This is a genomic window from Streptomyces massasporeus, from assembly GCF_014648995.1.
GTDB classification, from domain to species: domain Bacteria; phylum Actinomycetota; class Actinomycetes; order Streptomycetales; family Streptomycetaceae; genus Streptomyces; species Streptomyces massasporeus.
Genome location: NZ_BMSE01000005.1, coordinates 117630 through 142332, shown reverse-complemented (window position 1 = coordinate 142332; position 24703 = coordinate 117630). Strand labels below are relative to the sequence as shown.

At 72.0% G+C, this 24703-nt stretch carries 22 protein-coding genes; 10 read left to right on the top strand and 12 right to left on the bottom strand.

Annotated features, from left to right (window positions below; translation table 11 throughout):
* Positions 1 to 4: 4 nt before the first annotated feature.
* The 3 genes from IE153_RS14450 to IE153_RS14440 form a co-directional block, all read right to left on the bottom strand.
* Positions 5 to 673 (bottom strand): DUF5701 family protein, encoded by a 669-nt coding sequence (locus IE153_RS14450; RefSeq protein WP_189590107.1) that lies wholly within the window; start codon positions 671 to 673, stop codon positions 5 to 7.
* 82 nt (positions 674 to 755) lie between these two features.
* The gene (locus IE153_RS14445; RefSeq protein ID WP_189590106.1) at positions 756 to 1817 is read right to left on the bottom strand and encodes an AraC-like ligand-binding domain-containing protein; all 1062 of its coding nucleotides are present in this window, start codon (positions 1815 to 1817) and stop codon (positions 756 to 758) included.
* Positions 1818 to 1930: 113 nt separating this feature from the next.
* Positions 1931 to 2767: an alpha/beta fold hydrolase gene (locus tag IE153_RS14440; protein ID WP_189590105.1), complete on the bottom strand. Its 837-nt coding sequence runs from the start codon at positions 2765 to 2767 to the stop codon at positions 1931 to 1933.
* A gap of 322 nt (positions 2768 to 3089) precedes the next feature.
* Between IE153_RS14440 and IE153_RS14435 the strand changes: the two genes are divergently transcribed.
* Positions 3090 to 4028, top strand: a complete 939-nt coding sequence (locus IE153_RS14435) for an aminoglycoside phosphotransferase family protein (RefSeq protein ID WP_229828998.1) — start codon at positions 3090 to 3092, stop codon at positions 4026 to 4028.
* Between the two features lie 25 nt (positions 4029 to 4053).
* On the opposite strand, the gene IE153_RS14430 is transcribed toward IE153_RS14435, so the two are convergent.
* On the bottom strand, positions 4054 to 4506 hold the full coding sequence (locus IE153_RS14430; protein WP_189590103.1) for an Lrp/AsnC family transcriptional regulator: 453 nt from the start codon (positions 4504 to 4506) through the stop codon (positions 4054 to 4056).
* Between the two features lie 111 nt (positions 4507 to 4617).
* Between IE153_RS14430 and IE153_RS14425 the strand changes: the two genes are divergently transcribed.
* Together IE153_RS14425 and IE153_RS14420 are read left to right on the top strand one after the other, a co-directional pair.
* Positions 4618 to 5244 (top strand): LysE family translocator, encoded by a 627-nt coding sequence (locus IE153_RS14425; RefSeq protein WP_189590102.1) that lies wholly within the window; start codon positions 4618 to 4620, stop codon positions 5242 to 5244.
* Positions 5245 to 5361: 117 nt separating this feature from the next.
* Complete coding sequence (locus IE153_RS14420) at positions 5362 to 5730, top strand: PaaI family thioesterase (protein ID WP_435811878.1); 369 nt, start codon at positions 5362 to 5364, stop codon at positions 5728 to 5730.
* A gap of 48 nt (positions 5731 to 5778) precedes the next feature.
* On the opposite strand, the gene purU is transcribed toward IE153_RS14420, so the two are convergent.
* From purU to glyA, 6 genes are read right to left on the bottom strand one after another with little or no spacing between them, the layout of a single operon-like run.
* Complete coding sequence (purU, locus tag IE153_RS14415; protein ID WP_189590100.1) at positions 5779 to 6636, bottom strand: formyltetrahydrofolate deformylase; 858 nt, start codon at positions 6634 to 6636, stop codon at positions 5779 to 5781.
* Positions 6636 to 7262 carry a sarcosine oxidase subunit gamma gene (locus tag IE153_RS14410; protein WP_189590099.1) on the bottom strand — a complete coding sequence of 209 codons (627 nt, stop codon included), beginning with the start codon at positions 7260 to 7262 and terminating at the stop codon, positions 6636 to 6638. The genes purU and IE153_RS14410 overlap by 1 nt, the downstream gene beginning before the upstream one ends.
* Positions 7255 to 10095, bottom strand: coding sequence for a sarcosine oxidase subunit alpha family protein (locus tag IE153_RS14405; protein WP_189590098.1), 2841 nt, complete (start codon positions 10093 to 10095; stop codon positions 7255 to 7257). Before IE153_RS14405 ends, IE153_RS14410 begins: the two co-directional genes overlap by 8 nt.
* Positions 10092 to 10373: a sarcosine oxidase subunit delta gene (locus IE153_RS14400; RefSeq protein ID WP_189590097.1), complete on the bottom strand. Its 282-nt coding sequence runs from the start codon at positions 10371 to 10373 to the stop codon at positions 10092 to 10094. Before IE153_RS14400 ends, IE153_RS14405 begins: the two co-directional genes overlap by 4 nt.
* 13 nt (positions 10374 to 10386) lie before the next feature.
* Positions 10387 to 11607 carry a sarcosine oxidase subunit beta family protein gene (locus IE153_RS14395; RefSeq protein WP_189590096.1) on the bottom strand — a complete coding sequence of 407 codons (1221 nt, stop codon included), beginning with the start codon at positions 11605 to 11607 and terminating at the stop codon, positions 10387 to 10389.
* Positions 11604 to 12902: a serine hydroxymethyltransferase gene (gene glyA, locus IE153_RS14390; RefSeq protein WP_189590095.1), complete on the bottom strand. Its 1299-nt coding sequence runs from the start codon at positions 12900 to 12902 to the stop codon at positions 11604 to 11606. The genes IE153_RS14395 and glyA overlap by 4 nt, the downstream gene beginning before the upstream one ends.
* Before the next feature lie 95 nt (positions 12903 to 12997).
* On the opposite strand from glyA, the gene IE153_RS14385 reads away from it, so the two are divergent.
* The 4 genes from IE153_RS14385 (at position 12998) to IE153_RS14370 (ending at position 19740) form a co-directional block, all read left to right on the top strand.
* Positions 12998 to 13690 carry a GntR family transcriptional regulator gene (locus IE153_RS14385; protein ID WP_189590094.1) on the top strand — a complete coding sequence of 231 codons (693 nt, stop codon included), beginning with the start codon at positions 12998 to 13000 and terminating at the stop codon, positions 13688 to 13690.
* A 115-nt stretch (positions 13691 to 13805) separates the two neighbouring features.
* Positions 13806 to 16211 carry a SpoIIE family protein phosphatase gene (locus IE153_RS14380; protein WP_189590093.1) on the top strand — a complete coding sequence of 802 codons (2406 nt, stop codon included), beginning with the start codon at positions 13806 to 13808 and terminating at the stop codon, positions 16209 to 16211.
* A gap of 159 nt (positions 16212 to 16370) precedes the next feature.
* Complete coding sequence (locus IE153_RS14375; RefSeq protein ID WP_189590092.1) at positions 16371 to 17681, top strand: ATP-grasp domain-containing protein; 1311 nt, start codon at positions 16371 to 16373, stop codon at positions 17679 to 17681.
* A 19-nt stretch (positions 17682 to 17700) separates the two neighbouring features.
* Positions 17701 to 19740, top strand: a complete 2040-nt coding sequence (locus tag IE153_RS14370; RefSeq protein WP_189590091.1) for a CocE/NonD family hydrolase — start codon at positions 17701 to 17703, stop codon at positions 19738 to 19740.
* A gap of 6 nt (positions 19741 to 19746) precedes the next feature.
* Here IE153_RS14370 and IE153_RS14365 read toward each other — a convergent pair whose 3' ends face one another.
* On the bottom strand, positions 19747 to 20670 hold the full coding sequence (locus IE153_RS14365) for a phosphotransferase family protein (protein ID WP_189590090.1): 924 nt from the start codon (positions 20668 to 20670) through the stop codon (positions 19747 to 19749).
* A gap of 13 nt (positions 20671 to 20683) precedes the next feature.
* Positions 20684 to 21220 (bottom strand): MarR family winged helix-turn-helix transcriptional regulator, encoded by a 537-nt coding sequence (locus IE153_RS14360; protein WP_189590089.1) that lies wholly within the window; start codon positions 21218 to 21220, stop codon positions 20684 to 20686.
* Between the two features lie 122 nt (positions 21221 to 21342).
* Between IE153_RS14360 and IE153_RS14355 the strand changes: the two genes are divergently transcribed.
* From IE153_RS14355 to IE153_RS14345, 3 genes are all read left to right on the top strand, one after another.
* Positions 21343 to 22797, top strand: coding sequence for an MFS transporter (locus IE153_RS14355; RefSeq protein WP_189590088.1), 1455 nt, complete (start codon positions 21343 to 21345; stop codon positions 22795 to 22797).
* Between the two features lie 54 nt (positions 22798 to 22851).
* Complete coding sequence (locus IE153_RS14350; RefSeq protein ID WP_189590087.1) at positions 22852 to 23229, top strand: hypothetical protein; 378 nt, start codon at positions 22852 to 22854, stop codon at positions 23227 to 23229.
* Positions 23230 to 23421: 192 nt separating this feature from the next.
* The gene (locus IE153_RS14345; RefSeq protein ID WP_189590086.1) at positions 23422 to 24663 is read left to right on the top strand and encodes a cytochrome P450; all 1242 of its coding nucleotides are present in this window, start codon (positions 23422 to 23424) and stop codon (positions 24661 to 24663) included.
* Positions 24664 to 24703 lie beyond the last annotated feature (40 nt).

The window sequence follows — 24703 nt, the reverse complement described above, 5'->3', positions numbered from 1 at the left end:
CGCTTCAGCCTCTGCGGCCCGTCGTGGACGCGAAGCCCAGCCAGGTGTGCCGGTTGTTCCACCAGCACCAGCCGACCTTGGGGGCGTTGCGGCGCTCGCGGCCGTCCCGGCCGGTGCCGTTGCTGATCCAGATGGCCGGGGTGCGGGCGTCCAGGGTGCCGTTGGGCTTGCGCAGCCGGGAGCCGATGGTCATGAAGCAGAGGTTGCGCTCCAGGGCCTCGGGTTGCTGGAGCACCCAGTGGATGCCCTCGGTGAGCACCAGCGGGGTGCGGTCCTCCTTGGTGAGGGCGGGCAGGGCCTCGTCCGGGGACCAGTTGGACATGTGGTCGCCGCGGTCGATGCCGGAGACCAGGTAGAGCGGTGCGTCGGGCAGTTCGAGGGAACAGGGGGTGAACTCGTCGACGTCGGGCATGTCGACGACGACGAAGCCCGGCTTGCCGTCGCGGCGGAGCAGCGGTGCGAGGGCGGAGGCGGGGGCCCGGTCCGGGTGCACGGCCAGCAGGGCACCGTCGCCGTCGGCACCGGCTGCGGCCTGCGCGGCGAAGGTGCGGATCTCGTCGGCGGGCAGGCCGGCCCTCTCGTGCACCCCCAGCTCGATCAGCCGCTCGGCCTGCGCGCTCAGGTCCGGGAGTGCGGGGAGGACGGTGGACGGGTCGGGCGTGGTGTCGGGCACGATGCTCCTCGGGTGGGCGACATGGGGCGAACTCGAAAGCGGGACGAAGTCTCCCGCCGGGCGACTTCGGACCTGCGCGAACTCATGGGCAACGAGCCGGTCCGCCGGGACGTTCCCGCTCCGCCGTGTACGGTGCCCCCACGCCTGCCCCGTCGCCCGTCCCCTCGCCGTCACCGCCGCCGGTCCCTTCGCCGGACAGCCCGTTGATCTGCCACGCGCGGGGCGTCGTCCCGTAGGCCGCCCGGAAGGCACGGCTGAAGTGGCTGGGGCTCGTGAATCCCCAGCGCCGGGCGACGGCCGCGACCCCGTGCCCCAGGGCCGGAGCGCGCAGCAGATCCCGGCGGCACGCCTCAAGCCGCTGCGTCCGGATCCACTCCCCGACCGTGACGCCCTCCGCCTGGAACAGCTTGTGCAGGTAGCGGACCGACATGAAGTGCGCGGCGGCGATCCCGGGCGGTGCCAGGCCGGGGTCGGCGAGGTGGCGCCGGATGTGGTCCTTGACCCGCACGAGGGTGGCCGCGGCGGTCTCCGGGCCCTGGGGGGTGAAGCGGCCGCTCCGCTCGTTGATCAGCAGCGCCAGCAGGTCGAGCGCCGTGGCGGCGAACTGGCGGCCGGCCAAGGCGTCGAGATGCCCCGCCTCACGTGCCAGGCGCGCGAAGTAGGTCCCCACCAGGGCGGCGCTGCCCTCCCGGCCGGAGAACGCCGTGGCCGTCAGCGCCCGCAGGTCCTCGTCGCGCACCCGGAGATCCTCGCGGGGGAAGTGGAAGGAGGTGAAGCTGAACTCGTCCTGCACCTTCTTGCGGAACAGCCGCGAGGAGTCGGAGAGGGAGAAGTCGCCCGGCCCGATGCGGGCCTGTCTGCCGTCCTGTTCCTTGAATGCGCTGCCCCGCCGCTGCAGGGTCAGGATGAGGAACCGCTTGCCGTCCCGGGCGATCAGCCGCCTGCTGCGCGTCACGACCTGCGGGCCCGCCTGGACCCGCGAGACCTGTAAGGAACCCAGCCGGTGGCTGACGATGCTGCCGGGCGACGGATCGTCCTCCAGGAGTCGTACGTCGAGCGGGATGAAGGTCCGGGACACGGCGTGGTGCCAGCGCTCCCCCCGGTCGGCCGCCGGCAGTGACGCGGTGGATAGGACGACGGACACCTGGACTCCCCCTGGGCATGATCAAGGGCCGGCGGGCGGGATCCGCTGCCGGCCCTGACGATGTCACCATGCCGCCCCGGGGCGGTCCAGGAAGAATCGGGGGAAGAATCGGATCACTTCGCCAGGAAGGCGAGCAGTGCCGCGTTGACCTCCTCCGCGTGGGTCCAGAGCAGACCGTGCGGGGCGCCCTCGATCTCCACGTAGTCCGCCGACGGCAGGGCCTTGCGGAACGGTCGCGCCGTCCCCTCGACGGGCAGGATGCGGTCGCCCGTGCCGTGCAGGATCAGGGCCGGCACGTCGATCGCGGGGATGTCGGCGCGGAAGTCGGTGTACCAGGTCGCGGGCGCGGCGGACGCGGCGAAGAATCCACCGCCCGCGGCGACGTCCCAGCTGTGGCGGACGGCCTCCTCGCTGATCCGGGTGCCGAGGTTCTCGTCGAGGTTGTAGAAGTCCTTGTAGAACTCGGTGTAGTAGGCGTAGCGGTCGGCCTTCACCGCCGCCACGACCCCGTCGAAGAACTCCTTCGGGGCGACCCCGTCCGGGTTGTCGTCGGACTTCAGCAGGCAGGGCTCCAGGGAGGCGAGGAAGGCGACCTTGGCGACCCGGGCCGAGCCGTACCGGGCCACGTAGCGGGCGACCTCGCCGGTGCCCATCGAGAACCCGACGAGGACGGCGTCCCGCAGGTCGAGGGTCTCCATCACGGTGTTCAGGTCGGCCGCGAAGGTGTCGTAGTCGTAGCCGGTCGTCGGCTGGGAGGACTGCCCGAAGCCGCGCCGGTCGTAGGTGATCACGCGGTGTCCCGCCTCGAGCAGGACGGCGGTCTGCCGCTCCCAGGAGTGCCCGTCGAGCGGGAAGCCGTGGATGAGGACGACCGGCTGCCCGGATCCGTGGTCCTCGTAGTACAGGTCGATGGCGGTGGAGTTCTCCTGGCCCACGGTGATGTACGGCATGTGCTGCTTCCTCGTTTCCGAGCGGCTGGTGCAAGGGACCCGGCCACGCTAGGACGGACGCGGAGCCGCCGATTGCCGTACAGCGCACAGGTGGTTGACCGGGGGTGCACAAACGGGCCGGGCATCGACAGGTCCTGGGGCCCGTCAGCGCCGAGTCGAGCGCCCGGAGCTGCTTGCGGCGCTCGAGCAACCGCCGGTTCTCGGACGTGGGTTGCCGCAGGCGTTCATCTGCCGACAGCAAGGCAGGACGGGGAAGCTGACGGTCGATATCCACGAGAAGTGAGCACCTGCCCATGACACCATCGGGGCCATGGAAGGCTTCTTGACACCTGATCAGATGTCCGCCCGCACCTCCCGCGCCCTCGCCGCCGCCGTCGCCGCCGGGCGGGAGCTGGGGCTCGACGTGGGTGACGCGAGGGTCATCTACGACGTGTTCTCGGTCGTGGTGCACCTGGCTCCGTCACCCGTGGTGGTCAGGGTGCCGACCGTGTTGCCCTCGTACACCGACGCCGAGTCCCAGGCCGCCCGGCAGCGGCAGGAGCTGGACGTGGTGGGATGGCTCGCGGATCACGGGCATCCGGTGATCCCGCCGAGTCCGCTCGTGCCCCGGGAGCCCGTGACGCGCGACGGGTTCTCGATGACGTTCTGGCAGTTCGTCGAGCTGGACCAGAGCGCCGAGCCCGACTATGTGCGCCACGCCGGCCTGGTCGCCGACCTGCACGCCGCGCTGCGCGCCTACCCGGGCGAGCTGCCGTTCCTGTCGGCGGCCGAACCGCGGTTCGTCACCGACGGGCTCGCCGTGCTCGAAGGCCGCCCCGATCTCCTGGATCCGGCCGATCTCGACCGGGCGCGGCGCGAGTGGGAGGTACTGGAGCCGGTCGTCGGCTCACGCGCGGGGTTCGAGGCCGTGTTCCCCGGCGTCGGGCTCCAGCCGGTCCACGGGGACGCCCCGGCGGCCAACATCGTCTCCGGGCCGGACGGCGCACTGTACTCCGACTTCGAACTGACCACGCTCGGGCCGGTCGAGTGGGATCTGGCGGCCTTCGGCCCCGAGTGCGAGGCCGCGTACGACGCCGCCGCCGGGCGCCTGGGGCTGCGCCGGCTGGACCAGGACGTGCTGCGGGTCGTCAACGCGGTGGGCATGTCCCGCGCGGTGGCCTGCCTCGCCCTCGCGCCGCAGCTGCCCCTGCTGGTGGACGCGCTGAAGCCGGCCGTCGAGAAGTGGCGGGCGATGCCGTTCGCCGGAGGGCTGGAGGGCTGAGGCCCGCCGCACGTGCGACGGCCGCTCACCCGGGCAGCGGGCGGTCGTCGACGATGTGCTTCATGACGAGGGTGGAGTTGAGGCGCTGCACGCCGGGCAGCCGTGCCAGCTGCTGGTCGTAGAGCTGCTGGAAGGCGCCCAGGTCGGTGGTGGCGACGCGCAGCAGGTAGTCGGGGTCGCCGAACAGGCGCTGGGCCTGGAGCACGTGCGGGACGGCGGCCACGGCCTCTTCGAACGCGGAGACGGTGTCGGCGTCCTCCCAGCGCAGGGTGACGAAGACCAGGGCCTCGAAGTTCAGGCCCACGGCGGCCGGGTCCACCATCGCGCGGTAGCCGCGGATCGCACCCTCGCGTTCGAGATCGCGCAGCCTGCGGTGGCAGGGCGAGACGCTCAGCTGCACGCGTGCGGCCAGCTCGGTGACCGTGAGACGGCCGTCCAGCTGCAGCTCGGTAAGAATTTTCCGGTCCAGGGCATCCATGGAGAAGATTCTGCCCCGGATCCCGCGATCAAGGGGTAAAGAAGGGAACACCTTCGGGCCGATCCGGCCTAGCCTTCCTCTCGCACCACAGCACGTGAGAGGGAACGATCGATGGATACGACCACGCTGGCGGCCTTCCTGGCAGTGGATCTGCTGCTGATATTCACGCCGGGCGCGGACTGGGCCTACGCGATCACGGCGGGCCTGCGGGACCGGTCGGTCGTGCCGGCGGTCGCCGGGCTGGTGGCCGGATACGCGGGGTACACCCTGCTCGCGGTGGCCGGACTGGTGGTGATCGTGGCGAGCTCCGGGACGCTGCTCACCGCGCTCACCGTGGCCGGGGCCGGCTACCTGGTGTGGCTCGGCTGGGGAGTGCTCCGCCGGCCGGCGACCTTGACGGCCTCGGAGGCGGAGGTGGGCACCGAGGGCTCCTCCCGGCTGCGGGTCGTGCTCAGAGGAATCGGGATCAGCGGCCTGAATCCCAAGGCGCTCCTGCTGTACTTCTCCCTGTTCCCGCAGTTCATCGATCCCGCGGGGGCGTGGCCGGTCGCCGGTCAGACCGGTCTGCTCGGCTCGCTGCACATGACCGCGTGCGCCGTCGTCTACCTCACCGTCGGAGTCCTCGCCCGCACGGTCCTGAGGACCAGGCCCTCCGCGGCCCGGGCGGTGACCCGGATCTCCGGTGCGATGATGATCGTCATCGGCGGGTTCCTGCTCGTGGAACGCCTGGCCGGCTGACGGACCCGAGCATCCTGCCCTGTCGAAGGAGCGTACGTGGACGAGCAGCCCCTTCAGGAACAGGCGAGCCCCGGGACGCAGGCACGCGTCCGGGACAGCTTCACCCGCCAGGGCCTGATGGCCCACCTCGGCGCCCGGATCACCCGGATCGCGCCCGGATGTGTCCACATCGAGCTGCCGAGCCGCCCCGAAGTCACCCAGCAGCACGGCTACTTCCACGCGGGCGCGACCAGCGCCGTCGCGGACAGCGCGGGCGGCTACGCGGCCCTCACCCTGTTCCCCGAGGGGGCCGACGTGCTCACCGTCGAGTACAAGATCAACCTCCTGTCACCGGCCGTCGGCGACCACTTGGAGGCGATCGGCACGGTCCTGAAGTCCGGACGGACGCTGACCGTGTGCCGGCTGGAGGTGTTCGGCGTCGAGGACGGCCGGCGGGGGCTCGTCGCGACCGGGCAGCAGACCCTCATCCGTATCGACCGGCCCTGACCGATCCTTGTCGACGTGCCCTCAACGATCCGTCGACCGGCTCTTGCCTCAGCGGAGGATCACCGTGCGGCGGCCCTGGACGAACACCCGGCCCTCGCAGTGCCAGCGCACCGCCCGCGCCAGGGCCGCCGACTCCGCGTCGCGGCCGATGGCGGCGAGGTCCTCGGGCGTGTGGCTGTGGTCGACGTCGATGACCTCCTGGGCGATGATCGGGCCTTCGTCGAGGTCCGCCGTGACGTAGTGGGCGGTCGCGCCGACGAGTTTGACGCCGCGTTCGTGGGCCTGGTGGTAGGGCTTGGCGCCCTTGAAGCTCGGCAGGAACGAGTGGTGGATGTTGATCATCCGGCCGGGCAGCCGGGTGCACAGGTCGTCGGAGAGCACCTGCATGTAGCGCGCCAGGACGACCAGTTCGACGTCGAACGAGTCGACGATGCCGAGAAGCCGGGCCTCGGCCTCCGGCTTGGTCGCGGCGGTGACGGGCACGTGGAAGAACGGGATGCCGTGCCAGGTGACCAGCGCCTCGTGGTCGCGGTGGTTGGAGACCACCGCGACCACGTCGATGGGCAGATCCCCGCTACGGGTACGGAAGAGCAGATCGTTGAGGCAGTGGTCGTAGCGGGACACCATGATCAGTACGCGGCGGCGGGTGCCGACCGGTTCGAGGTGCCAGCGCATGGCGAACGGCGCGGCCACGGCGGTGAATTCACGGCGCAGGAGCTCTGTGGTGTCCTCGCCGCCGGGTGCCGCGAAGCGCACCCGCATGAAGAAGTGGCCGTCCCGGCGGTCACCGAACTGGTGGTTGTCGATGATGTCGCTGCCGTGGTCGAGCAGGAACCGCGAGACGGCGGCGACGATGCCGGGCGATTCGGGGCAGTCGAGGGTGAGGATGTGCTCGGCCGGTTCCATCACGGCACCTCCGGTCGGCTGAACTCGCTCATCGCGTCGACGAGCCAGCGCGCCAGGTAGTCGGCGAACGAGGAGCGCGGCAGCAGCCGGTACGTCGGTGCGTCGTCGACCTGCCAGAGCAGTACGGCGACGGGCCCCACCGTGGTCGACATCGCCCGGCCCGGACCGAAGGCCCGGGGATGCAGGTCGAGCGGGCACCCCTTCTCCAGGACCTGCCGGGCGCTGGGGCCGCTCAGCTCCAGCGTGGTGCGGTTCGCGGAGACGTCCACGACCGACCCCGGATCCGACCCCAGCGCGTCCCGCAATGCGACGGCCTCCGGCTCCCGCGACGCGGCGGCCTCCTCGGGCGGGGAGAGCACGAGCCATTCGTCGGGGCCCAGCCAGAGGATCGTGCGGGGGCCGGACGCGGCGGTGTCACCGCACCGGCGCGGGAGCGGCGCCCCCAGGGCCGTCTCGATCCGGCCGGCCGTCTCGGAGGAGGGGTCGACGCGCAGGTTGACCATGGTGAGGAACGGCAGTTCGGTCAGCGTGACGCCGCGTGCGCCGGTGACGGCGGCCTCCCGCATCCGCTCCTCCAGAGGGGCCAGGGGGCTCCGGCGCAGCGTCTCGGGGCCTGTCTCAGCCATCACGCTTGGTCCCTTCGGGGTCGTAGAGGACGCAGTCGGTCACCTCGACGGGCACCAGGTCCTCGCCCACCGGGGCGAGCAGGGTCTCGCCGATCCTCGCCCGTCCGCCGGAAACGAGGGCGAGGGCGAAGGGGCGGCCGAGTGCCGGGCTGTGGTAGCTGGAGGTGACGTGCCCGAGCATCGGCACCGGCACCGTCTCCAAGCAGACGTCCGGCGCGACGAGTTGGGTGCCCTCGGGGAGCCGGGTCGTGCGGTCGCTCGGGAGCAGGCCGACCAGGTGCTTGCGGTCGGTGCGAGCGGTGTCAACGCGGGAGAAGGACCGCTTGCCGATGAACTCCTTCTGCTTCGACACCACCCAGGACATGCCCGCGTCCTGCGGGGTGACCGTGCCGTCGGTGTCCTGTCCGACGATGATGTAGCCCTTCTCCGCCCGCAGGACGTGCATCGTCTCGGTGCCGTACGGGGTGATGCCGTACGGCTGCCCGGCCTCGTGGACCTGCTCCCAGACGGCCAGGCCGTACCACCCCGCGACGTTGATCTCGTAGGCCAGTTCGCCGGAGAAGGAGATCCGGCAGATGCGTGCCGGGACGCCGCAGGACAGGGTGGTCTCACGGAAGGCCATGAACGGGAACGCCTCGGCGGACAGGTCGACATCGGGCGCGAGCCGGGCCACGACCTCCCGGGACTTCGGGCCGACCACGGCGATCGTCGACCACTGCTCGGTCACCGACGTGCAGTGGACGTCGAGTTCGGGCCACTCGGTCTGGAGCCACTCCTCCAGCCAGTCCAGGACGCCGGCGGCACCGCCCGTCGTGGTGGTCATGAAGTAGCGGTCCTCGTCGAGGCGCAAGGTCACGCCGTCGTCGAAGATCATGCCGTCGGGCTTGCACATGACGCCGTAGCGGGCGGTGCCCGGCTTCAGCTTCTTGAAGGCATTGGTGTAGATCCGGTTGAGGAACTCGCCCGCGTCCGCGCCCCGGATCTCGATCTTGCCGAGGGTGGAGGCGTCCATGAACGCCACGCCCTCGCGGGCCGCGCGGCACTCACGGGCCACGGCGGCGTCCATGTCCTCCCCCGGCCGGGGGTAGTACCGGGGGCGCTTCCACTGCCCGACGTCCTCGAACTCGGCGCCGTGTGCCACGTGCCAGGCGTGCAGGGGCGTGGTCCGCTCCGGGTCGAAGAGGTCGCCGCGTTCCCGCCCGGCCAGGGCGGCGAAGGCGATCGGTGTGTAAGGCGCCCGGTAGGCCGTGGTGCCGATCTCGCCCATCGAGCCCCCGAGGGCCTCGGCGATGACGCCGATCGCGTTGACCCCGGACGTCTTGCCCTGGTCGTTCGCCGTGCCGAGGGACGTGTAGCGCTTGACGTGCTCGACACCGCGCATGCCCGCGCCGGTGGAGCGCCAGACGTCGGCGACGGTGACGTCCCGCTGGAGGTCGACGAAGTGACGGTCCCAGGTGCCGGGTTCGCCGTCGGGGCCGGGGACCAGCCACAGCGCGCGGGTCGGGCCGGCGGGGAGCGGTGCGCCCTCGGGCGGTAGGGCGACCGGGAACCCGGCCTCCGTCGCGGCCACCGCGCCCGCCCGGGCCCCCTCGGCACGGCAGCCGCCGACGTCGTACGTCCCGCGCGCCGCACCGACGACCTGCTGGCCGCGCACGGCACCGTCGGGCACGAAGGCCACCAGCGTCTCGTCCCAGCGCAGCCGGCCCTGCCGCTGGCTGTGCAGATGCACCACCGGACTCCATCCGCCCGAGACGGCGAGCAGGTCGCAGTCGAACCGCTCCGGTGCGCCGGTGAGCCGGCCGTCGGTGTCGAGGGCCCGGACGGTGACACCGGTGAGCCTGTGACCGCCCTCGGTGTCGACCACCGCGCTGCCCGTCAGCACCCGCACCCCCGTGACCCCGGCCACCTCGGCCGCCCGCCGGGACGGTTCGGGCCGCGCGTCCACGACGGCCGCGATGTCGATCCCGGCCGCGTGCAGATCGGCGACCGTGTCGTAGGCGCTGTCGTTGGTTGTGCTCACCACGGCCCGCGATCCGGGCACCACGGCGTACCGGTTGAGGTACGTCCGCACGGCCGAGGAGAGCATCACCCCGGGCCGGTCGTTGCCGGCGAAGACCAGCGGTCGCTCGTGCGCACCGGTCGCCAGCACCACCCGGCGGGCCCGGATGTGCCAGAGCCGCTGGCGTGAGACTCCCTCGGGGGCGGCGGTTCCCAGGTGGTCGGTGCGGCGCTGGAGGGCGAGCACGTAGTTGTCGTCGTAGGAGCCGAAGGCCGTGGTGCGGGGCAGGACGACGACCTCGGGGGCGGCGTCGAGGGCCGCCCGGACAGCGGCGACCCACGCGGTGTCCGAGTACAGCGAACCACCGGGCTCGGGCTGGTCGTCGACGAGGATCACCCGCGCGCCGGACCCGGCGGCGGCCGCGGCGGCCGCGAGTCCCGCAGGTCCCGCGCCGACGACCAGGACGTCGGTGTGGACGTACTTCTTGTCGTGGACCGCGGGGTCGGGTGCCGGGTCGAGCCGGCCCATCCCGGAGAGGGTCGTGGCGGACAGGCCGTCGTACAGCTCGACGGTCGTGGCCGGGAGCATGCCCTCCGAACAGGGGCCGTCCAGCTGTACCAGGGCGTTGGGCTCCTCGACACCCGCGGCGACGATGCCGCGCGGGCGGCCGCGGTAGAGCGACGGGCCGGCCTCGACGCGTCCGTTCGCCAGCATCGCGGAGGCGAGGGTGTCGCCGGGGTGGCCGGTCGACTCCCGTCCGTCGACGGTGAAGCGCAGCACGGTGCCGCGGTCCACGCGGCCCCCCTGCGGGAGCCGGAAGGGCTGGTCGGTCATCGGGTCCCTCCGGGGCGCGGCTCGTCGAGCCGGTAGGTGGTCAGCACCTCGTGGGTGGCGGTGTCGCGCAGGACGTTGAACCAGCGGCGGCAGCCGGTGCCGTGCATCCAGCGTTCGGCGAAGGGGCCCTTGGGGTTGTCGCGGTAGAAGACGTACGCGGCCCACTGCTCGTCGGAGAGGGCGGCCGGGGTCTCGGGGTGGGGGACGTGGGCCTGTCCGCCGTAGTGGTACTCGGTCTCGTCCCGCGGCCCGCACCACGGGCAGGTGATCAGCAGCACGGTGGAGTCCTCCTCAGTGGGCCACGGCCGCTGCGCCGTGTTCGTCGATCAGGGCGCCCGTGGTGAAGCGTTCGAGGGCGAAGGGGGCGTTCAGCGGATGCGGCTCGCCGGTGGCGATGGTGTGCGCGAAGGTCCAGCCGGCGGCCGGGGTGGCCTTGAAACCGCCGGTCCCCCAGCCGCAGTTGACGTACAGACCCTCCACGGGGGTGCGGCCGATGATCGGTGAGGCGTCCGGGGTGACGTCGACGATGCCGCCCCAGGTGCGCAGCACGTGCGCCCGGGCGAAGACGGGGAACAGTTCGACGGCGGCGGCCATCTGCCGCTCGATGACGTGGAAGGAGCCGCGCTGGCCGTAGCCGTTGTAGGAGTCGACGCCCGCGCCCATCACCAGCTCGCCCTTGTGGGCCTGGGACACGTAGACGTGCACGTGGTTCGACATGACGACCGTGGGGTGCACCGGCTCGTGCAGCTCGGAGACCAGCGCCTGGAGCGGGTGGGACTGCACCGGCAGCCGTACGCCCGCCCGTTCGGCCAGCACGCTGCTGTGCCCGGCGGCGGCGAGTCCGACCCGGCCCGCGTGGATGCGGCCCCGGTTGGTGTCGACGCCCACGACCCGGTCGCCGTCCTTGAGGAAGCCGGTGACCTCGCAGCCCTGGATCAGGTCCACGCCCAGCTCGTCGGCGCGGCGGGCCAGCGCCCAGGCGACGTGGTCGTGCTTGGCGATGCCGGCCCGGGGCTGGAAGGTGCCGCCGAGGACCGGATAGCGGGTGCGGGGCGAGACGTTGAGGATGGGGCAGACCTTGGCGACCTGGTCGGGGTCGAGCCACTCGGCGTCGACGCCGTTGAGGCGGTTGGCGTTGGCCCGGCGCATGCCCTCGCGGACGTCCTGGAGGGTGTGGGCGAGGTTGAGGACGCCGCGCTGGCTGAACAGGAAGTCGTAGTCCAGTTCCTCGGGGAGCCGCTCCCACAGCTTGAGCGCGTGCTCGTAGATCGCGGCGCTCTCGTCCCAGAGGTAGTTGGAGCGGATGATCGTGGTGTTGCGGGCCATGTTGCCGCCGGCCAGCCAGCCCTTCTCCAGGACGGCGACCTTGGTGATGCCGTGGTTCTTGGCGAGGTAGTAGGCGGTGGCCAGGCCGTGGCCGCCCGCGCCGACGATGACGACGTCGTAGGAGGAGCGCGGCTCGGGGTTGCGCCAGAGGAATTCCGGGTGCTCCGGGAGCGGTCGGGCGGTCATGCCGGGGCTCCGTCCGGGTAGAGGGGGAAGGCGGCGGCGAGCCTGTCGACCCGTTCGCGCAGTGCGTCGTCCGGCTGTTCGCCCTTCAGGGCCTCGGCGATGATGTCGGCGACCTCCCGGAACTGTGTCGCGCCGAAGCCGCGGGTGGCCAGGGCCGGGGTGCCGATGCGCAGGCCCGACGACACCATCGGGGGGCGTGGGTCGAACGGCACGGCGTTGCGGTTGACGGTGATGCCGATGCGGTGCAGCCGGTCCTCGGCCTGCCGTCCGTCGAGCGCCGAGTGGCGCAGGTCGACGAGGACCAGGTGGACCTCGGTGCCGCCGGTCAGGACGGTGATGCCGGCCTCGGCGACGTCGTCGGCCAGCAGCCGTCCGGCGAGGATGCGGGCGCCGTGCAGGGTGCGCTGCTGGCGTTCCCTGAACTCCTCCCCCGCCGCCACCTTGAACGCCACCGCCTTCGCCGCGATCACGTGCTGGAGCGGCCCGCCCTGCTGGCCCGGGAAGACCGCCGAGTCGATCTTCTTGGCGAGGCCGGCCCGGCTGAGGATCACGCCGCCGCGCGGGCCACCGAGGGTCTTGTGGGTGGTGGTCGTGACGACGTCGGCATACGGCACCGGGTTCGGGTGGAGGCCCGCGGCGACCAGACCGGCGAAGTGCGCCATGTCCACCATGAGGTACGCGCCCACCGCGTCGGCGATCCGCCGGAACGCGGCGAAGTCCAGCTGCCGCGGGTAGGCCGACCAGCCGGCGACGATCATCTTCGGCCGGTGGGTGAGGGCGAGCCGCTCGACCTCCTCCATGTCGACGCGCAGGTCGGACTCGCGCACGTGGTAGGGCACGACGTCGTACAGCTTGCCGGAGTAGTTGATCCGCATGCCGTGGGTCAGGTGACCGCCGTGCGCCAGGTCGAGGCCGAGGATCGTGTCGCCCGGCCGGAGCAGGGCGAACATCGCGGCGGCGTTGGCCTGCGCTCCCGAGTGCGGCTGGACGTTCGCGGCCTCGGCGCCGAACAGCTCCTTCACGCGGTCGACGGCGAGCCGCTCGACGACGTCGACGTGTTCGCAGCCGCCGTAGTAGCGGCGGCCCGGGTAGCCCTCGGCGTACTTGTTGGTGAGGACCGAGCCCTGGGCCTCCAGCACGGCGGCCGGGGCGAAGTTCTCCGAGGCGATCATCTCCAGCGTCGACTGCTGGCGGTGCAGCTCGGCCCGTACCGCGGTGGCGACGTCCGGGTCCAGTTCACTGAGCGGGAGGGCGAGGGGGGGCGCGAGTGTGCTGGTCGACGGGCTGGTTGCCATGGGTGCACCATCCTGGGAGCCAACTAATGCGCAACTGATATATCAGACTGTGCGGTACGGTATGGGAGCTCGCCGGACAGGTCAAGGGGGCATTCATGCAGCAGCTGGCGACCGAGCCCATGAGCGGGGATTCCCGGAGCCCAGAGCCCGGCGGCGAGGAGCTGTCCCTCGCCGAGCGCGCCTACCGCGCCATCCGCGACCGGCTCGTCATGCTCGAGATCCGCCCGGGCGCCCCGATCCACGAGGAGCAGCTCGCGCAGTCCCTCGGCGTGGGGCGGACACCGGTCCGCGAGGCGCTGAAGCGGCTCCAGTACGAGCGCCTGATCACGACCTACCCCCGGCGCGGCACCTTCGCCACCGAGGTCAACATCACCGACCTCGCCCATATCTCCGAGGTGCGCCAGGAGCTCGAACCCCTGGCCGCCGCCCAGGCCGCGCGGCGTGCCACGGTGGCGGACCGGGCGGTTTTGACGGCCCTGCGGCAGGAGCTGGAGCACGCGGATCCCGCCCGGCAGGACGGCGAGCTGATGCGCCTGGATCTCCAGGTCCACCGCGCGGTCTACGCCGCCGCGCACAACCCGTACCTGGAGGACACCCTCGTCCGCCACGACAACCTCGCCACCCGCATCTGGTGCCTGTTCCTCGACCGCCTGTCCGACATGGCGGGACACGTCGAGGAGCACGGGCCGCTGATCGAGGCGATCGTCGCGGGTGAGCCGGAGCGGGCGGCGCGGCTCGCCCGGGGCCACGTCGAGGGGTTCGAGCAGGCGATCCGCGCGGCCATCTGAGCGTTCGCGCTGGTCACCGAGGCGCTTCTCGGCAGACGAGCCCCAACGGGCCGGGAGCGGGACAATCGGGTGCAGGGACTGGTGGGCAGGCCGGGGCGGCACATCCGGAGGCACCGTGCAGGGACGCGTACCGGAGGACTTGGCGTTCGTCGTCGACGCCGGTGGAGTGATCACGGTGTGGAGCGACGGGGCCCGCCGGCTGCTCGGTTACGAACCCGCCGAGCTCGTGGGCAGGCCCGTCGACGACCTGCTCGCCGCCCGTCTCCCGGAGTCCACGCGGCGGCACACGGCCGAGGGCCGGCGATGGGCCGGTGAGGTGGCCCTGCGGCACCGCGACGGCAACCGGGTCGTGGTACGGCTGCAGGGGACACCGCTGCTGGACGCCGAGGGCGGCCGGCTCTGGCTCGTGACCGGCACCGTGCCGGTGTACCCGGGCGCGCGGGAGGAGCACGGGGCCCCGTCCCTGTGGGACCTCACCCTCGCCCAGCTCCCCGTACCGGTGGCGGTCTACGACCGGGACGCCCGGCTGGTGGGCGCCAACGAGATCATGACCGAGGTGATGGGCAGGTCCGAGGAGGAGATGAAGGGCCTGACCCTGTGGGAGATCGAGCCGAACCCGCCCTTCGACACCTACGACCGCCTCCAGCGGGAGGTCCTGCGCACCGGCGAGATGATCTTCCACGAGGAGCACGGCAAGGCCCCGGGCGAGGTCCGGACGCACGCCTGGTCCATGTTCATGTCGCCGCTGAAGGACGAGGCCGGCGTGGTCCAGGGCATGTCGGCGACCGTGTTCGACACGACGGAGCAGTACTGGGCCCGGCGCCGGCTGGCGGTGCTCAACGAGGCCAGTCTGCGCATCGGGAGCACCCTGGACGTGACCCGGACGGCCGAGGAGATGGCGGAGGTGGCCGTCGCCGGGGGATTCGCGGATTTCGTCACCGTGGATCTGCTGGAGTCCGTCGCCCGGGGCGACGAGCCGGGACCGCTGCCGACGCGCACGCCGGCCGTCGTGCGGCGCACCGCCCAGCGATCGGTGCTGGAGGGCTGCCCGGAATCGGTGGTGGCCACGGGCGGCACGATCGGCTACCCGGTGGGGACGTTGCCGCTGCGGGTCCTGGCCGCCGAGCGGGGCGCCCGGCACCGGCCGGGGGATCCGGAGCTGCTGGAGTGGCTCGAGTCCTCCCCCGCCCGCGCCCGGACCGTGACCAGGTACATGATCCACTCGGTGATGATGGTGCCGCTGCGCGCCCGCGGCGTGACCCTGGGCCTGGTGCACTTCCTGCGCCACCGCACCCACGACTCGTTCAGCGAGGACGACCTGCTGCTCGCGGAGGACATCGTCGCCCGGGCCGCGGTCAGCGTGGACAACGCCCGCCGCTTCACCCGGGAAAGCCGCACAGCCCTGGCGCTCCAGCGCAGCCTGCTGCCCGAGCGGCTTCCGGAGCTGGCGGCGATGGACATCGCCTACCGTTATCTGCCCACCGGTGCCGGTGCGGACATCGGCGGCGACTGGTTCGACGTCATCCCGCTGTCCGGCGCGCGCGTGGCCCTGGTCGTGGGCGACGTGGTGGGACACGGCATCCAGGCGTCGGCGACGATGGGCCGGCTGCGGACCGCCGTACGCACGCTCGCCGATGTCGATCTCGCCCCCGACGAGCTCCTCACCCAGCTGGACGACCTGGTCATCCGGCTCGACCGGGAGGAGGGCCCGGAGGTGCGCGGGGCGGAGGAAGCGTCGGGGCAGGTCGGCGCCACCTGTCTGTACGCCGTGTACGACCCGGTGTCCCGCCGCTGCACCATGGCCCGCGCCGGGCATCCGCCGCCCGCGCTGGTCACGCCCGGCGGCGGCGTCCGGTTCGTGGACCTGCCGGCCGGGCCACCGCTGGGCCTGGGTGGCCTGCCGTTCGAGGCCGCCGAGGTGCAGTTGGAGGAGAACAGCCTGCTCGCCCTCTACACCGACGGTCTGATCGAGGCGCCCGGCCACGACATCGAGATCGGGATCTCCCTGCTGCGCCAGGCACTCGGCGGGCCCGTGGTGGCGCTCGAGGAGACCTGCGAGCAGGTGCTGAACACGCTGCTGACCGGCCGGCCCGCCGATGACGACGTCGTACTGATGCTGGCGCGCACGGCCGTGCTCGACGCCGGGAAGGTCCGCACCTGGCAGCTGCCCCCGGACCCCGCGGCCGTGGCCCGGGCCCGCAAGATGGCGGGCGAGCAGTTGGCCGAATGGGGGCTGACGGAGGCGGAGTTCGCCACCGAACTGATCGTCAGCGAGCTGGTCACCAACGCGCTGCGGTACGGCGGCGCCCCCATCGAGCTGCGGCTGATCCGCGACTCGACCCTCATCTGCGAGGTGTCCGACGGCAGCAGCAGCGCCCCGCATCTGCGCCGGGCCCGGGTCTTCGACGAGGGCGGGCGGGGACTGCTGCTCGTCGCCCAGCTCGCCGAACGGTGGGGCAGCCGCCAAACGGCGACGGGCAAGACCATCTGGGCGGAACAGGCCCTGCCGACCGGGGTGTGAGCCGGCACACGCGTGCCGACCGTGTCCGGCTCAGGGCGGGCATGTTCCCCGCCGTCCGGTACGGGCGCGGTGTCCGGAGCGGCATGCCGGCAGGTGGCAGGGGTACTCCGACGATCTTGCAAGCCGGCCTTCGGGCCGTACGTCGTCGGAAGGAGAGCCGTGTCTGACGAGACGGTGAAGAACGTCTTCGTGATCGGGCTCGACGAGGCCAACCTGCCCACGCTCCACCAGGTCCCGGGAGCCGACCAGCTGCGTTTTCACCAGCTGCTGACGATCGAGGAGCTCCAGGTCGGCGAAGTGGACCTGCCCAAGCTGCTCGACAAGGCTCAGGACGTGCTCGACGCGTTCGACGGGAGCATCGACGCGATCGTCGGCTACTGGGACTTCCCGGTCAGCACCCTCGTCCCGATGCTGAGCGAACGTTATGGCACCCGCAGCACCAGCCTGGAGTCGGTCGTCAAGTGCGAGCACAAGTACTGGAGCCGGCTGGAGCAGCAGAAGGCCACCGACAGGCACCCGCCCTTCGGCCAGGTCGACCTGTCGGCCGAGCCTCCACGCCCGCCCGAGAGCGTGAGCTATCCGATGTGGCTCAAGCCGGCCCTCTCGTACTCCTCCGAACTCGCCTTCGGAGTCGGTGACGAAGAGGAGTTCCGCACGGCGGTCGCCGAGATCCGCGACGGCATATCCCGCATCGGCCGCCCCTTCGAGCACGTCCTCGAACGCATCGACCTGCCGCCGGAGATGAACGGCGTGGGAGGCCGGGTCTGTCTCGCGGAGGGGGCCATGTCCGGTGTCCAGGTGGCCGTCGAGGGCTATGTCCACCAGGGCGAGGTGACCGTCTACGGGGTCCTGGACTCCATCCAGTACCCGGACTCCCCCTGCTTCCTGCGCCACCAGTACCCCTCGATGCTGCCGCCCCCGGTCATCGCGCAACTGCACGACGTCAGCGAGCGCGTGATGCGGCAGATCGGCATGGACTCGGCCACCTTCAGCATCGAGTTCTTCTACGACCCGCGGACCCGGGAGATCAACCTGCTGGAGATCAACCCCCGGCACTCCCAGTCGCACGCGGAGCTGTTCCAGTACGTCGACGGCGTGCCCAACCACCACTGCATGGTCCGTCTCGCCCTCGGTGAGGACCCGCACATGCCGCACCGCCAGGGCTCGTACGCGATGGCGGCGAAGTGGTACCACCGCTGGTTCACCGACGGTGTGGTGCGCCGGGTGCCGGGCCCCGAGGAGATCGCCCGCATCGAGCGGGAGACACCCGGGGTGCGCATCGAGGTGATCCCCGCAGAGGGCGACCGGCTCTCGGACCTCCCCGGGCAGGACAGCTACAGCTACGAGCTGGCGCACATCTACACCGGCGGAGCGGACGAGGCGGAGTTGCGGGAGAAGTTCGACCACTGCGTGGCCGCCCTGGGCCTGGCCTTCGAGGACGCCCCGGCCGAGGCCGACGCCACGCGTTAGTGAGGAGCACGTCACTTCCATGCGTTACGTGACAAATTTGCCGTACGAGACGAAGGAAGAAGAGCACGTCACGATCCCGATGTCCGACGGGGTCCGGCTCTCCGCGCACATCTGGCGGCCCACCTCCTCTGACCAGGAGCCGGTCCCGGCGGTACTGGAGTACATCCCGTACCGCAAGCGCGACCTGACGGCCGTACGGGACTCGATCCACCACCCCTACCTCGCCGGGCACGGCTACGCCTGCGTCCGCGTCGACCTGCGCGGAACCGGTGACTCGGAGGGCGTGCTGCGCGACGAGTACCTGGAACGGGAGCAGGCGGATGCCGAGGAGATCCTGGCCTGGCTGGCGGAGCAGCCCTGGTGCGACGGCGGCACGGGCATGATGGGCATCTCCTGGGGCGCGTTCGCCGCACTCCAGGTGGCGGCCCGCCGTCCGCCGTCCCTGAAGGCCATCGCCATCGCCTCGTTCACCGACGACCGGCACGCCGACGACATGCACTACATGGGCGGCGCCCTGCTGTCGGACAACCTGGCCGAGGCGGGCACCATGTTCGCCTACGGCACCTGCCCGCCCGACCCGGCCGTGGTCGGCGAGCGCTGGCGCGAGATGTGGCACGAGCGGCTGGAGAACACCGAGCCGTGGGTGCTGGAGTGGCTGCGCCACCAGCGGCGCGACGACTACTGGCGGCACGCCTCGGTGTGCGAGGACTACACGAGCGTGCGCTGCCCGGTCCTGGCCTCCAGCGGCTGGGCGGACGGCTACTCCAACGCCGTGACCCGGCTGCTGGGGAACCTGGACGTGCCCCGCAAGGGGCTGATCGGGCCCTGGTCGCACAAGTTCCCCCACCTCGGGGAGCCCGGCCCGGCGATCGGCTACCTCCAGGAGCTCGTGCGGTGGTGGGACCACTGGCTCAAGGGCGTCGACAACGGCGTCATGGACGGCCCCATGCTGCTGGCGTGGATGCAGGACAGCGTGCCGCCCTCCACCTCCTACGAGGAGCGGCCGGGCCGCTGGGTCGGCGAGCCGCACTGGCCGTCCCCGCACATCCGGCCCGTCACGCACCCGCTCACCCGGCACACGATCGGAGCCGCGCAGGACGCCACGGCTGCGCCCAGCGAGGGCGGCGCGGCCATGACCGTGCGCTCGCCGCTGTCCGTCGGCCAGTTCGCGGGCAAGTGGGCCTCCTACAACGCTCCCCCGGACCTGCCCTACGACCAGCGGGAGGAGGACGGCGGTTCCCTCGTCTTCGACAGCGAGCCGCTGACCGAGCCGGTGGAGATCCTCGGCTCGCCGAGCGTGGAGCTCGACCTGTCGGTCAGCGAGCCGGTGGCCCTGGTGGCGGCGCGGCTGTCCGACGTGAGCCCCGACGGCGCCGCGACGCGCGTCTCGTACGGCATCCTGAACCTGACCCGCCGTGACAGCACCGAGTCACCCGAGCCGTTGGAGCCGGGCCGGCGCTACCGGGCCACCATCCCGCTCAACGGTGTGGCGCAGGCGTTCCCGCCGGGCCACCGCATCCGGCTGTCCCTGTCGACGTCCTACTGGCCGCTGGCCTGGCCGGCGCCGAAGCCTGCCCTGCTCAGCGTCCACGAGCACTCCAGCACGCTCACCCTGCCGGTGCGGCCGGTGGAGGAGCCGGACGAGGTGCCGTCGTCGCCCTTCGGCGAACCCGAGGGCACTCCCCCGCTCGCCATGACCCAGGTGACGCCCCCGGAGGAGCGCTGGGACGTCAAGCGGGATCTGATCGACTACCGCTCCGAGCTGGACATCGTCAAGGACCGGGGCACGGTCCGCTTCGAGGACATCGGCATGGAGGCCGGCCGCCGCGCCCGCGAGCGCTACACGGCGGTCGCCGACGACTTCACCTCGGTCGGCGGCGAGACCACGTGGACCATGCGGTTCCGGCGGGACGACTGGGACGTACGGGTGGTCACCCACACCCGGCTCACGTGCGACGAGACGGACTTCTTCGTCGACGCGACCCTCGACGCCTACGAGGCCGACCGGCGGGTCTTCTCGCGCACCTGGAACGAGAAGGTCCCCCGCGACCTGCTGTAGTGCGCGTCACCGCAACAGGGCGGCGCACCAGCGGAAGTGCCCGTCGTGCGGGCCCGTGCCGAAGAGGTCGTACGTGATGAGGGCGTAGGCCTTCCGGTAGAGGTCCAGGACCTCTTCGGCATGGCCCAGTTCGCGGGCGAACAGACGGGTCAGCTCGGTGGTGTGGTGTGCGGCGTCGGGTCCGTACATGTCCCAGACGGCGGCCGTGACGGCGGCCTCGAAGGCGGGGTCGCCGGCGGTGGTGCAGAACCCGAAGTCGAGGACGGCGACCGGGTGCCCGGCCTCGTCCAGGTGGATGTTGGGCGGCACCAGGTCGCCGTGGACGACGCTCTCGGGCCGGTCGGGCAACGCCCGCAGCGAGGCGACGGTACGGGACACGACGTCGGCGAGTTGCGGCACGTGCGCGGCGAGGGCGTCCCGGTTGCGGCCGGCGGCCCGTTCCACGAGGGCGGCGAGCGCGTCGCAGAAGCGGGAGTGGCCCTGCCACAGCGGCCGGTCGTCCCCCTGGATCACCAGGCGCCGCATGACGTCGCTGCCCGGCACGGAGGCCAGTGCGCGCAGGACGGTGAGCAGGGCGTCGGTCTCCCGGCGGGGCAGGTCACGGGCGGGCCGCCTGCCGTCTCCGTCGGAGCGCAACGGGCGTCCGCCGAGCTCGCGTTCATAGCTGACGAGCACCCCGCCGTACTCCTCGGCGTCGAGGATCCTCGGCGTGCCGAAGGGCAGGGGGTGCCGGGCGATGTCGGCGTAGAGCCGTCGGGTGAGGTCGAAGTCCTCGGGTGCCCGCCCGGCCCACACCTTCGCGACGGTCCCTTCCCGGAGCCGGTAGACGGTCCCTTCCATGCCGGAGGCGAGCCGCCGGGCGCCGGGGTATCCGCGCCGGGCGAAGTACTGGACCCAGCGGTCGGGCCCGTGCGCGTCGGTCTCGGTCATGCCCGGCATTCAATCAGCGTCCGTGATCGGCTTCCCGGCCGGGCGGCAGGGCCGCGGGACGGTCGTGGATCTCGATCTCGGCGTGCCGGACGAAGTCGTCGACGAGCCGGCCGAACAGCCCGGCCAGCCGTCCCAGGTCCTCGGACGACCAGGCGGCGAGGGTGGCGTCCATGCCCCGGCGGCGCACCTCCCGCATGCGCTCGACCGCGTCCAGGCCCGCCTCGGTGAGCTGGACGCGCTGGGCGCGCCGGTCGTCCGGGTCCGGGACGCGGACGACGTGGCCGGCCTGCTCCAGCTGCCGCAGCTGCCGGGTGACGTGGGACGCCTCCACCGACAGCCGGACGGCGAGGACCCCCGGGCGCAGCGGCTCGCTCTCGGCGATGTGCCGCAGGATCGCCACGGCGGCCCGGTCCAGGGACAGGCCCGACTCCGCCATCAGACGCTCGTGCTGCCGGGAGCGGCCCGCCAGGTAGGTGATCCGGTTGAGGGCTCGCTCGATCTCTACCGTGGCCGACCGGGCGGGATCCTCGCGGTGGTGCGGCGTGGACATGCGACCACCCTAGAGGTGCTTGCCTAAGTTAAGCAATGCGCAAAGTTGCTTGACTTCGGCAATGGACACCTGCTTGCCTAAGTCAAGCAATTTCGCTCCCCCGTCAGCACGGAGTCACGTCCATGTCCCACACCCTTACCCGCCGCCGCCAGACCGGTCCCTCCGCCCCGAGCAGACCGAACGGCGTCGTCGCCGTGCTCGCCCTCGCCGGGATCGTGGTCTCGCTGATGCAGACCCTGGTCATCCCGATCGTTCCCGAGCTGCCGAACTACCTCGACGCCTCCGCGGCGAACGCCGCGTGGGCGGTCACCGCCACCCTGCTGGCCGCCGCCGTCGCCACCCCGGTCGTCGGGCGCCTCGGCGACATGTTCGGCAAGCGCCGCCTGCTCCTGGTCAGCATCGTGCTGCTGGTGTCCGGCTCGGTGGTCTGCGCGCTGAGCGACTCGCTCGTCCCGATGATCGCGGGCCGGACGCTCCAGGGCCTGTCGGCGGCGGTCGTCCCGCTCGGCATCAGCATCATGCGCGACGTGCTGCCCGCCGAGCGGCTCGCCGGCTCCACCGCGCTGATGAGCGCATCCCTGGGCGTGGGCGGCGCGCTCGGACTGCCCGCGGCCGCCTTCATCGCCGACCGCTACGACTGGCACATGCTGTTCTGGATCTCCGCCGTCCTCGGTGTCGTGGCCCTCGCGCTCGTCGGGCTGATCGTGCCCGAGTCGACGGTCCGCACCGGTGGCAGCTTCGACCTGCTCGGCTCCCTCGGCCTGTCCACCGCCCTGGTGTCCCTGCTGCTGGCCGTCTCCAAGGGCGGCGACTGGGGCTGGACCAGCGGCACGACCCTGGGGCTGTTCGCCGGCGCGGCCGTGGTCTTCCTCGCCTGGGGACGGTACGAACTGCGCACCGGCCGGCCGCTGGTGGACCTGCGCACCACCGCCCGCCGCCAGGTGCTGTTCACCAACCTCGCCTCGGTCGCACTCGGCTTCTCGATGTTCGCCATGTCGCTCGTGCTGCCGCAGGTCCTCCAGCTGCCCGAGCAGACCGGCTACGGCCTGGGCAGGTCGATGCTGGCCGTCGGCCTGATCCTGGCGCCGCAGGGGCTGGTCATGATGGCCATGTCCGCCGTGTCCGCGGGCATCACGAGGGCCAAGGGACCGAAGGTCACGCTGATGATCGGCGCTCTCGTCGTGGCCGCCGGGTACGGCCTGAGCATCGTGCTGATGTCCGAGGTCTGGCACATCGTGCTCGTGGCCTGCGTCATCGGCGGCGGTGTCGGCTTCGCCTACGGCGCCATGCCCGCCCTGATCATGAGCGCGGTGCCCGCCTCCGAGACGGCCGCGGCCAACAGCCTCAACACCCTGATGCGTTCGATGGGCACGTCGTTCGCCAGTGCCCTCGCCGGCGTCATCCTGGCGCAGCTGACCACCGACTTCGGCGGCCACGCCCTGCCCTCGGAGAACGGCTTCAAGTCGGTCATGGCCCTCGGCGCCGGCTCGGCCGTCCTCGCCTTCGCGCTCGCCTCCTTCCTTCCGCGCCGGCGAACGGCCGTCGAACCGGCGGAATCCTCCGACGCGCAGGCCTGAACCGCCCTCCTGCCAGCCCCTCCTCCCCCACGCCCCGCCAAAAGAGGTGCCTCCATGTCTCCGTCTCCCTCCGCCGCCAAGTCCGTCGTCGCCGACCTGCTGCTCTGGGCCTTCTTCGGCGCCGGACTGGCCGCCGCCCTGGGCGCCGGTGCCGTCCTCGACGGCACGCAGCAGGGCGTGGCCACGATCGCCGGGTCCGCCGTCGCGCTCGTCACCGGTACGCGTCTCGCCAGGAAGCCGGGGATCTCGGCCTTCCTGGCCAGGCCCGGCACGCTGTGGTTCCTGTTCCTGTTCAACGGCGGTGCGGCCACGGCGATGTACGTCGCCCTGGACGGGGTGAAGGGCACCGCCGCCGCCGCCGCGATGGGCCTGGTCGCGCTCGGCGCGGCGGGCGGGATCGTCGCACGGCGCCGCAGAGTGGCCCATCCGTAGACACGGCCGAGGGCCACCTTCCCGCGTGCGACGTGGGCCAGGACCGCCTCACGTCAGGGAGCCGACCGGACGATGCCGGCCCGCTCCGCTTCCCCACCGGTGGACCAGTTCTTCCACCGCCTGCGCGCCGACTCCGGCCTTCGGGAGTCCGATCCCGCCGGAGCCCCCCACCGCACCTCACCAGGAGATGCCATGTCCGATGTCCTGTCCTGCCCCGTCACCGGTGCCTCCGGGCCGCTGCCCGAGTATCCGCTGCCGCGGGCGGCCGAGTGCCCGCTCGCCCCTGCCCCGGCCACGCAGGAGCTGCGGGCCGAGAATCCGATCACGCGGGTGCGGATCTGGAACGGCAGCACGCCCTGGCTGGTCACCCGGCATGCCGACCAGCGGGCCCTGCTGCCCGACCCGCGTGTCAGCGACGACGACCTCGACCCCGGCTTCCCGTACGTCAACGCGCACCGGGCGGAGATCGCGCCGGTCACACCGCGGCTCATCACCAACACGGACGCCCCGGAGCACACGCGGCTGCGGCGGACCGTCAACGGTCCGTTCGTGGTCAAGCGCATCGAGAAGATGCGGGAGCCGGTCCAGAAGATCGTCGACGAGCTCGTCGACCGGATGCTGGACGGCCCCAACCCGGTCGATCTGCTCCAGGCGTTCGCCCTGCCGGTGCCGTCGCTGGTGATCGCCGAGCTGCTCGGAGTGCCGTACGCGGACCATGACTTCTTCCAGCGCAGCAGCAGCCTGGTGCTGGACGGGGCGGCTCCGCCGGAGGAGGCCCGGCGGGCCGGCGGCGAACTGGCCGCCTACCTCGACGAGTTGCTCAAGCGGAAGACGGCCGACCCGGGCGAGGACGTGCTGTCGGAGATGGCCGGCCGGGTGCGGGCCGGGGAGATGGCGCACACCGAGGCCGTGCACATGGGAGTCGCCATGCTGATCGCCGGTCACGAGACCACGGCGACGATGATCAGCCTCGGCACCATCGCCCTGCTCCAGCACCCCGACCAGCTCGCCCTGCTGCGCGGGAGCGACGACCCGAAGCTGATCGCCAACGCCGTGGACGAGGTGCTGCGTTACCTGTCCATCGTCCAGACCGGCGTGCGCCGGGTCGCCAAGGACGACATCGAGATCGGCGACGTCGTCATCCGCAAGGGCGACGGCATCATCTTCGACCTGCACGCCGCGAACTGGGACCCGGAGGTCTTCCCCGAGGCCGAACGGCTCGACCTCACCCGCCCGGCCCGGATCCACCAGGCATTCGGCTACGGCCCTCACCAGTGCCTGGGCCAGAACCTGGCCCGGCTGGAACTCCAGGTCGTCTACGGCACCCTCTACCGCCGCATCCCCACCCTGCGGCTCGCTGTGCCCGTCGAGGAGCTGGAGTTCGACCACACCGGTACCACCTACGGCGTGCACGGCCTGCCGGTGGCCTGGTGACCCCTCCCACCCCCACTGATCCCCCCACCGAGAGAACCGG

What these genes read in the sequence shown, in the direction of transcription:
- IE153_RS14410 (WP_189590099.1), bottom strand. Translation starts at nt 7,262, where the DNA reads ATGGCTGAGACAGGCCCCGAGACGCTGCGCCGGAGCCCCCTGGCCCCT.
- IE153_RS14360 (WP_189590089.1), bottom strand. Translation starts at nt 21,220, where the DNA reads ATGTCCACGCCGCACCACCGCGAGGATCCCGCCCGGTCGGCCACGGTA.
- IE153_RS14350 (WP_189590087.1), top strand. Translation starts at nt 22,852, where the DNA reads ATGTCTCCGTCTCCCTCCGCCGCCAAGTCCGTCGTCGCCGACCTGCTG.
- IE153_RS14365 (WP_189590090.1), bottom strand. Translation starts at nt 20,670, where the DNA reads ATGACCGAGACCGACGCGCACGGGCCCGACCGCTGGGTCCAGTACTTC.
- IE153_RS14395 (WP_189590096.1), bottom strand. Translation starts at nt 11,607, where the DNA reads ATGACCGCCCGACCGCTCCCGGAGCACCCGGAATTCCTCTGGCGCAAC.
- IE153_RS14425 (WP_189590102.1), top strand. Translation starts at nt 4,618, where the DNA reads ATGGATACGACCACGCTGGCGGCCTTCCTGGCAGTGGATCTGCTGCTG.
- purU (WP_189590100.1), bottom strand. Translation starts at nt 6,636, where the DNA reads ATGGAACCGGCCGAGCACATCCTCACCCTCGACTGCCCCGAATCGCCC.
- IE153_RS14440 (WP_189590105.1), bottom strand. Translation starts at nt 2,767, where the DNA reads ATGCCGTACATCACCGTGGGCCAGGAGAACTCCACCGCCATCGACCTG.
- IE153_RS14420 (WP_435811878.1), top strand. Translation starts at nt 5,362, where the DNA reads ATGGCCCACCTCGGCGCCCGGATCACCCGGATCGCGCCCGGATGTGTC.
- IE153_RS14405 (WP_189590098.1), bottom strand. Translation starts at nt 10,095, where the DNA reads ATGACCGACCAGCCCTTCCGGCTCCCGCAGGGGGGCCGCGTGGACCGC.
- IE153_RS14430 (WP_189590103.1), bottom strand. Translation starts at nt 4,506, where the DNA reads ATGGATGCCCTGGACCGGAAAATTCTTACCGAGCTGCAGCTGGACGGC.
- IE153_RS14370 (WP_189590091.1), top strand. Translation starts at nt 17,701, where the DNA reads ATGCGTTACGTGACAAATTTGCCGTACGAGACGAAGGAAGAAGAGCAC.
- IE153_RS14355 (WP_189590088.1), top strand. Translation starts at nt 21,343, where the DNA reads ATGTCCCACACCCTTACCCGCCGCCGCCAGACCGGTCCCTCCGCCCCG.
- IE153_RS14345 (WP_189590086.1), top strand. Translation starts at nt 23,422, where the DNA reads ATGTCCGATGTCCTGTCCTGCCCCGTCACCGGTGCCTCCGGGCCGCTG.
- glyA (WP_189590095.1), bottom strand. Translation starts at nt 12,902, where the DNA reads ATGGCAACCAGCCCGTCGACCAGCACACTCGCGCCCCCCCTCGCCCTC.
- IE153_RS14385 (WP_189590094.1), top strand. Translation starts at nt 12,998, where the DNA reads ATGCAGCAGCTGGCGACCGAGCCCATGAGCGGGGATTCCCGGAGCCCA.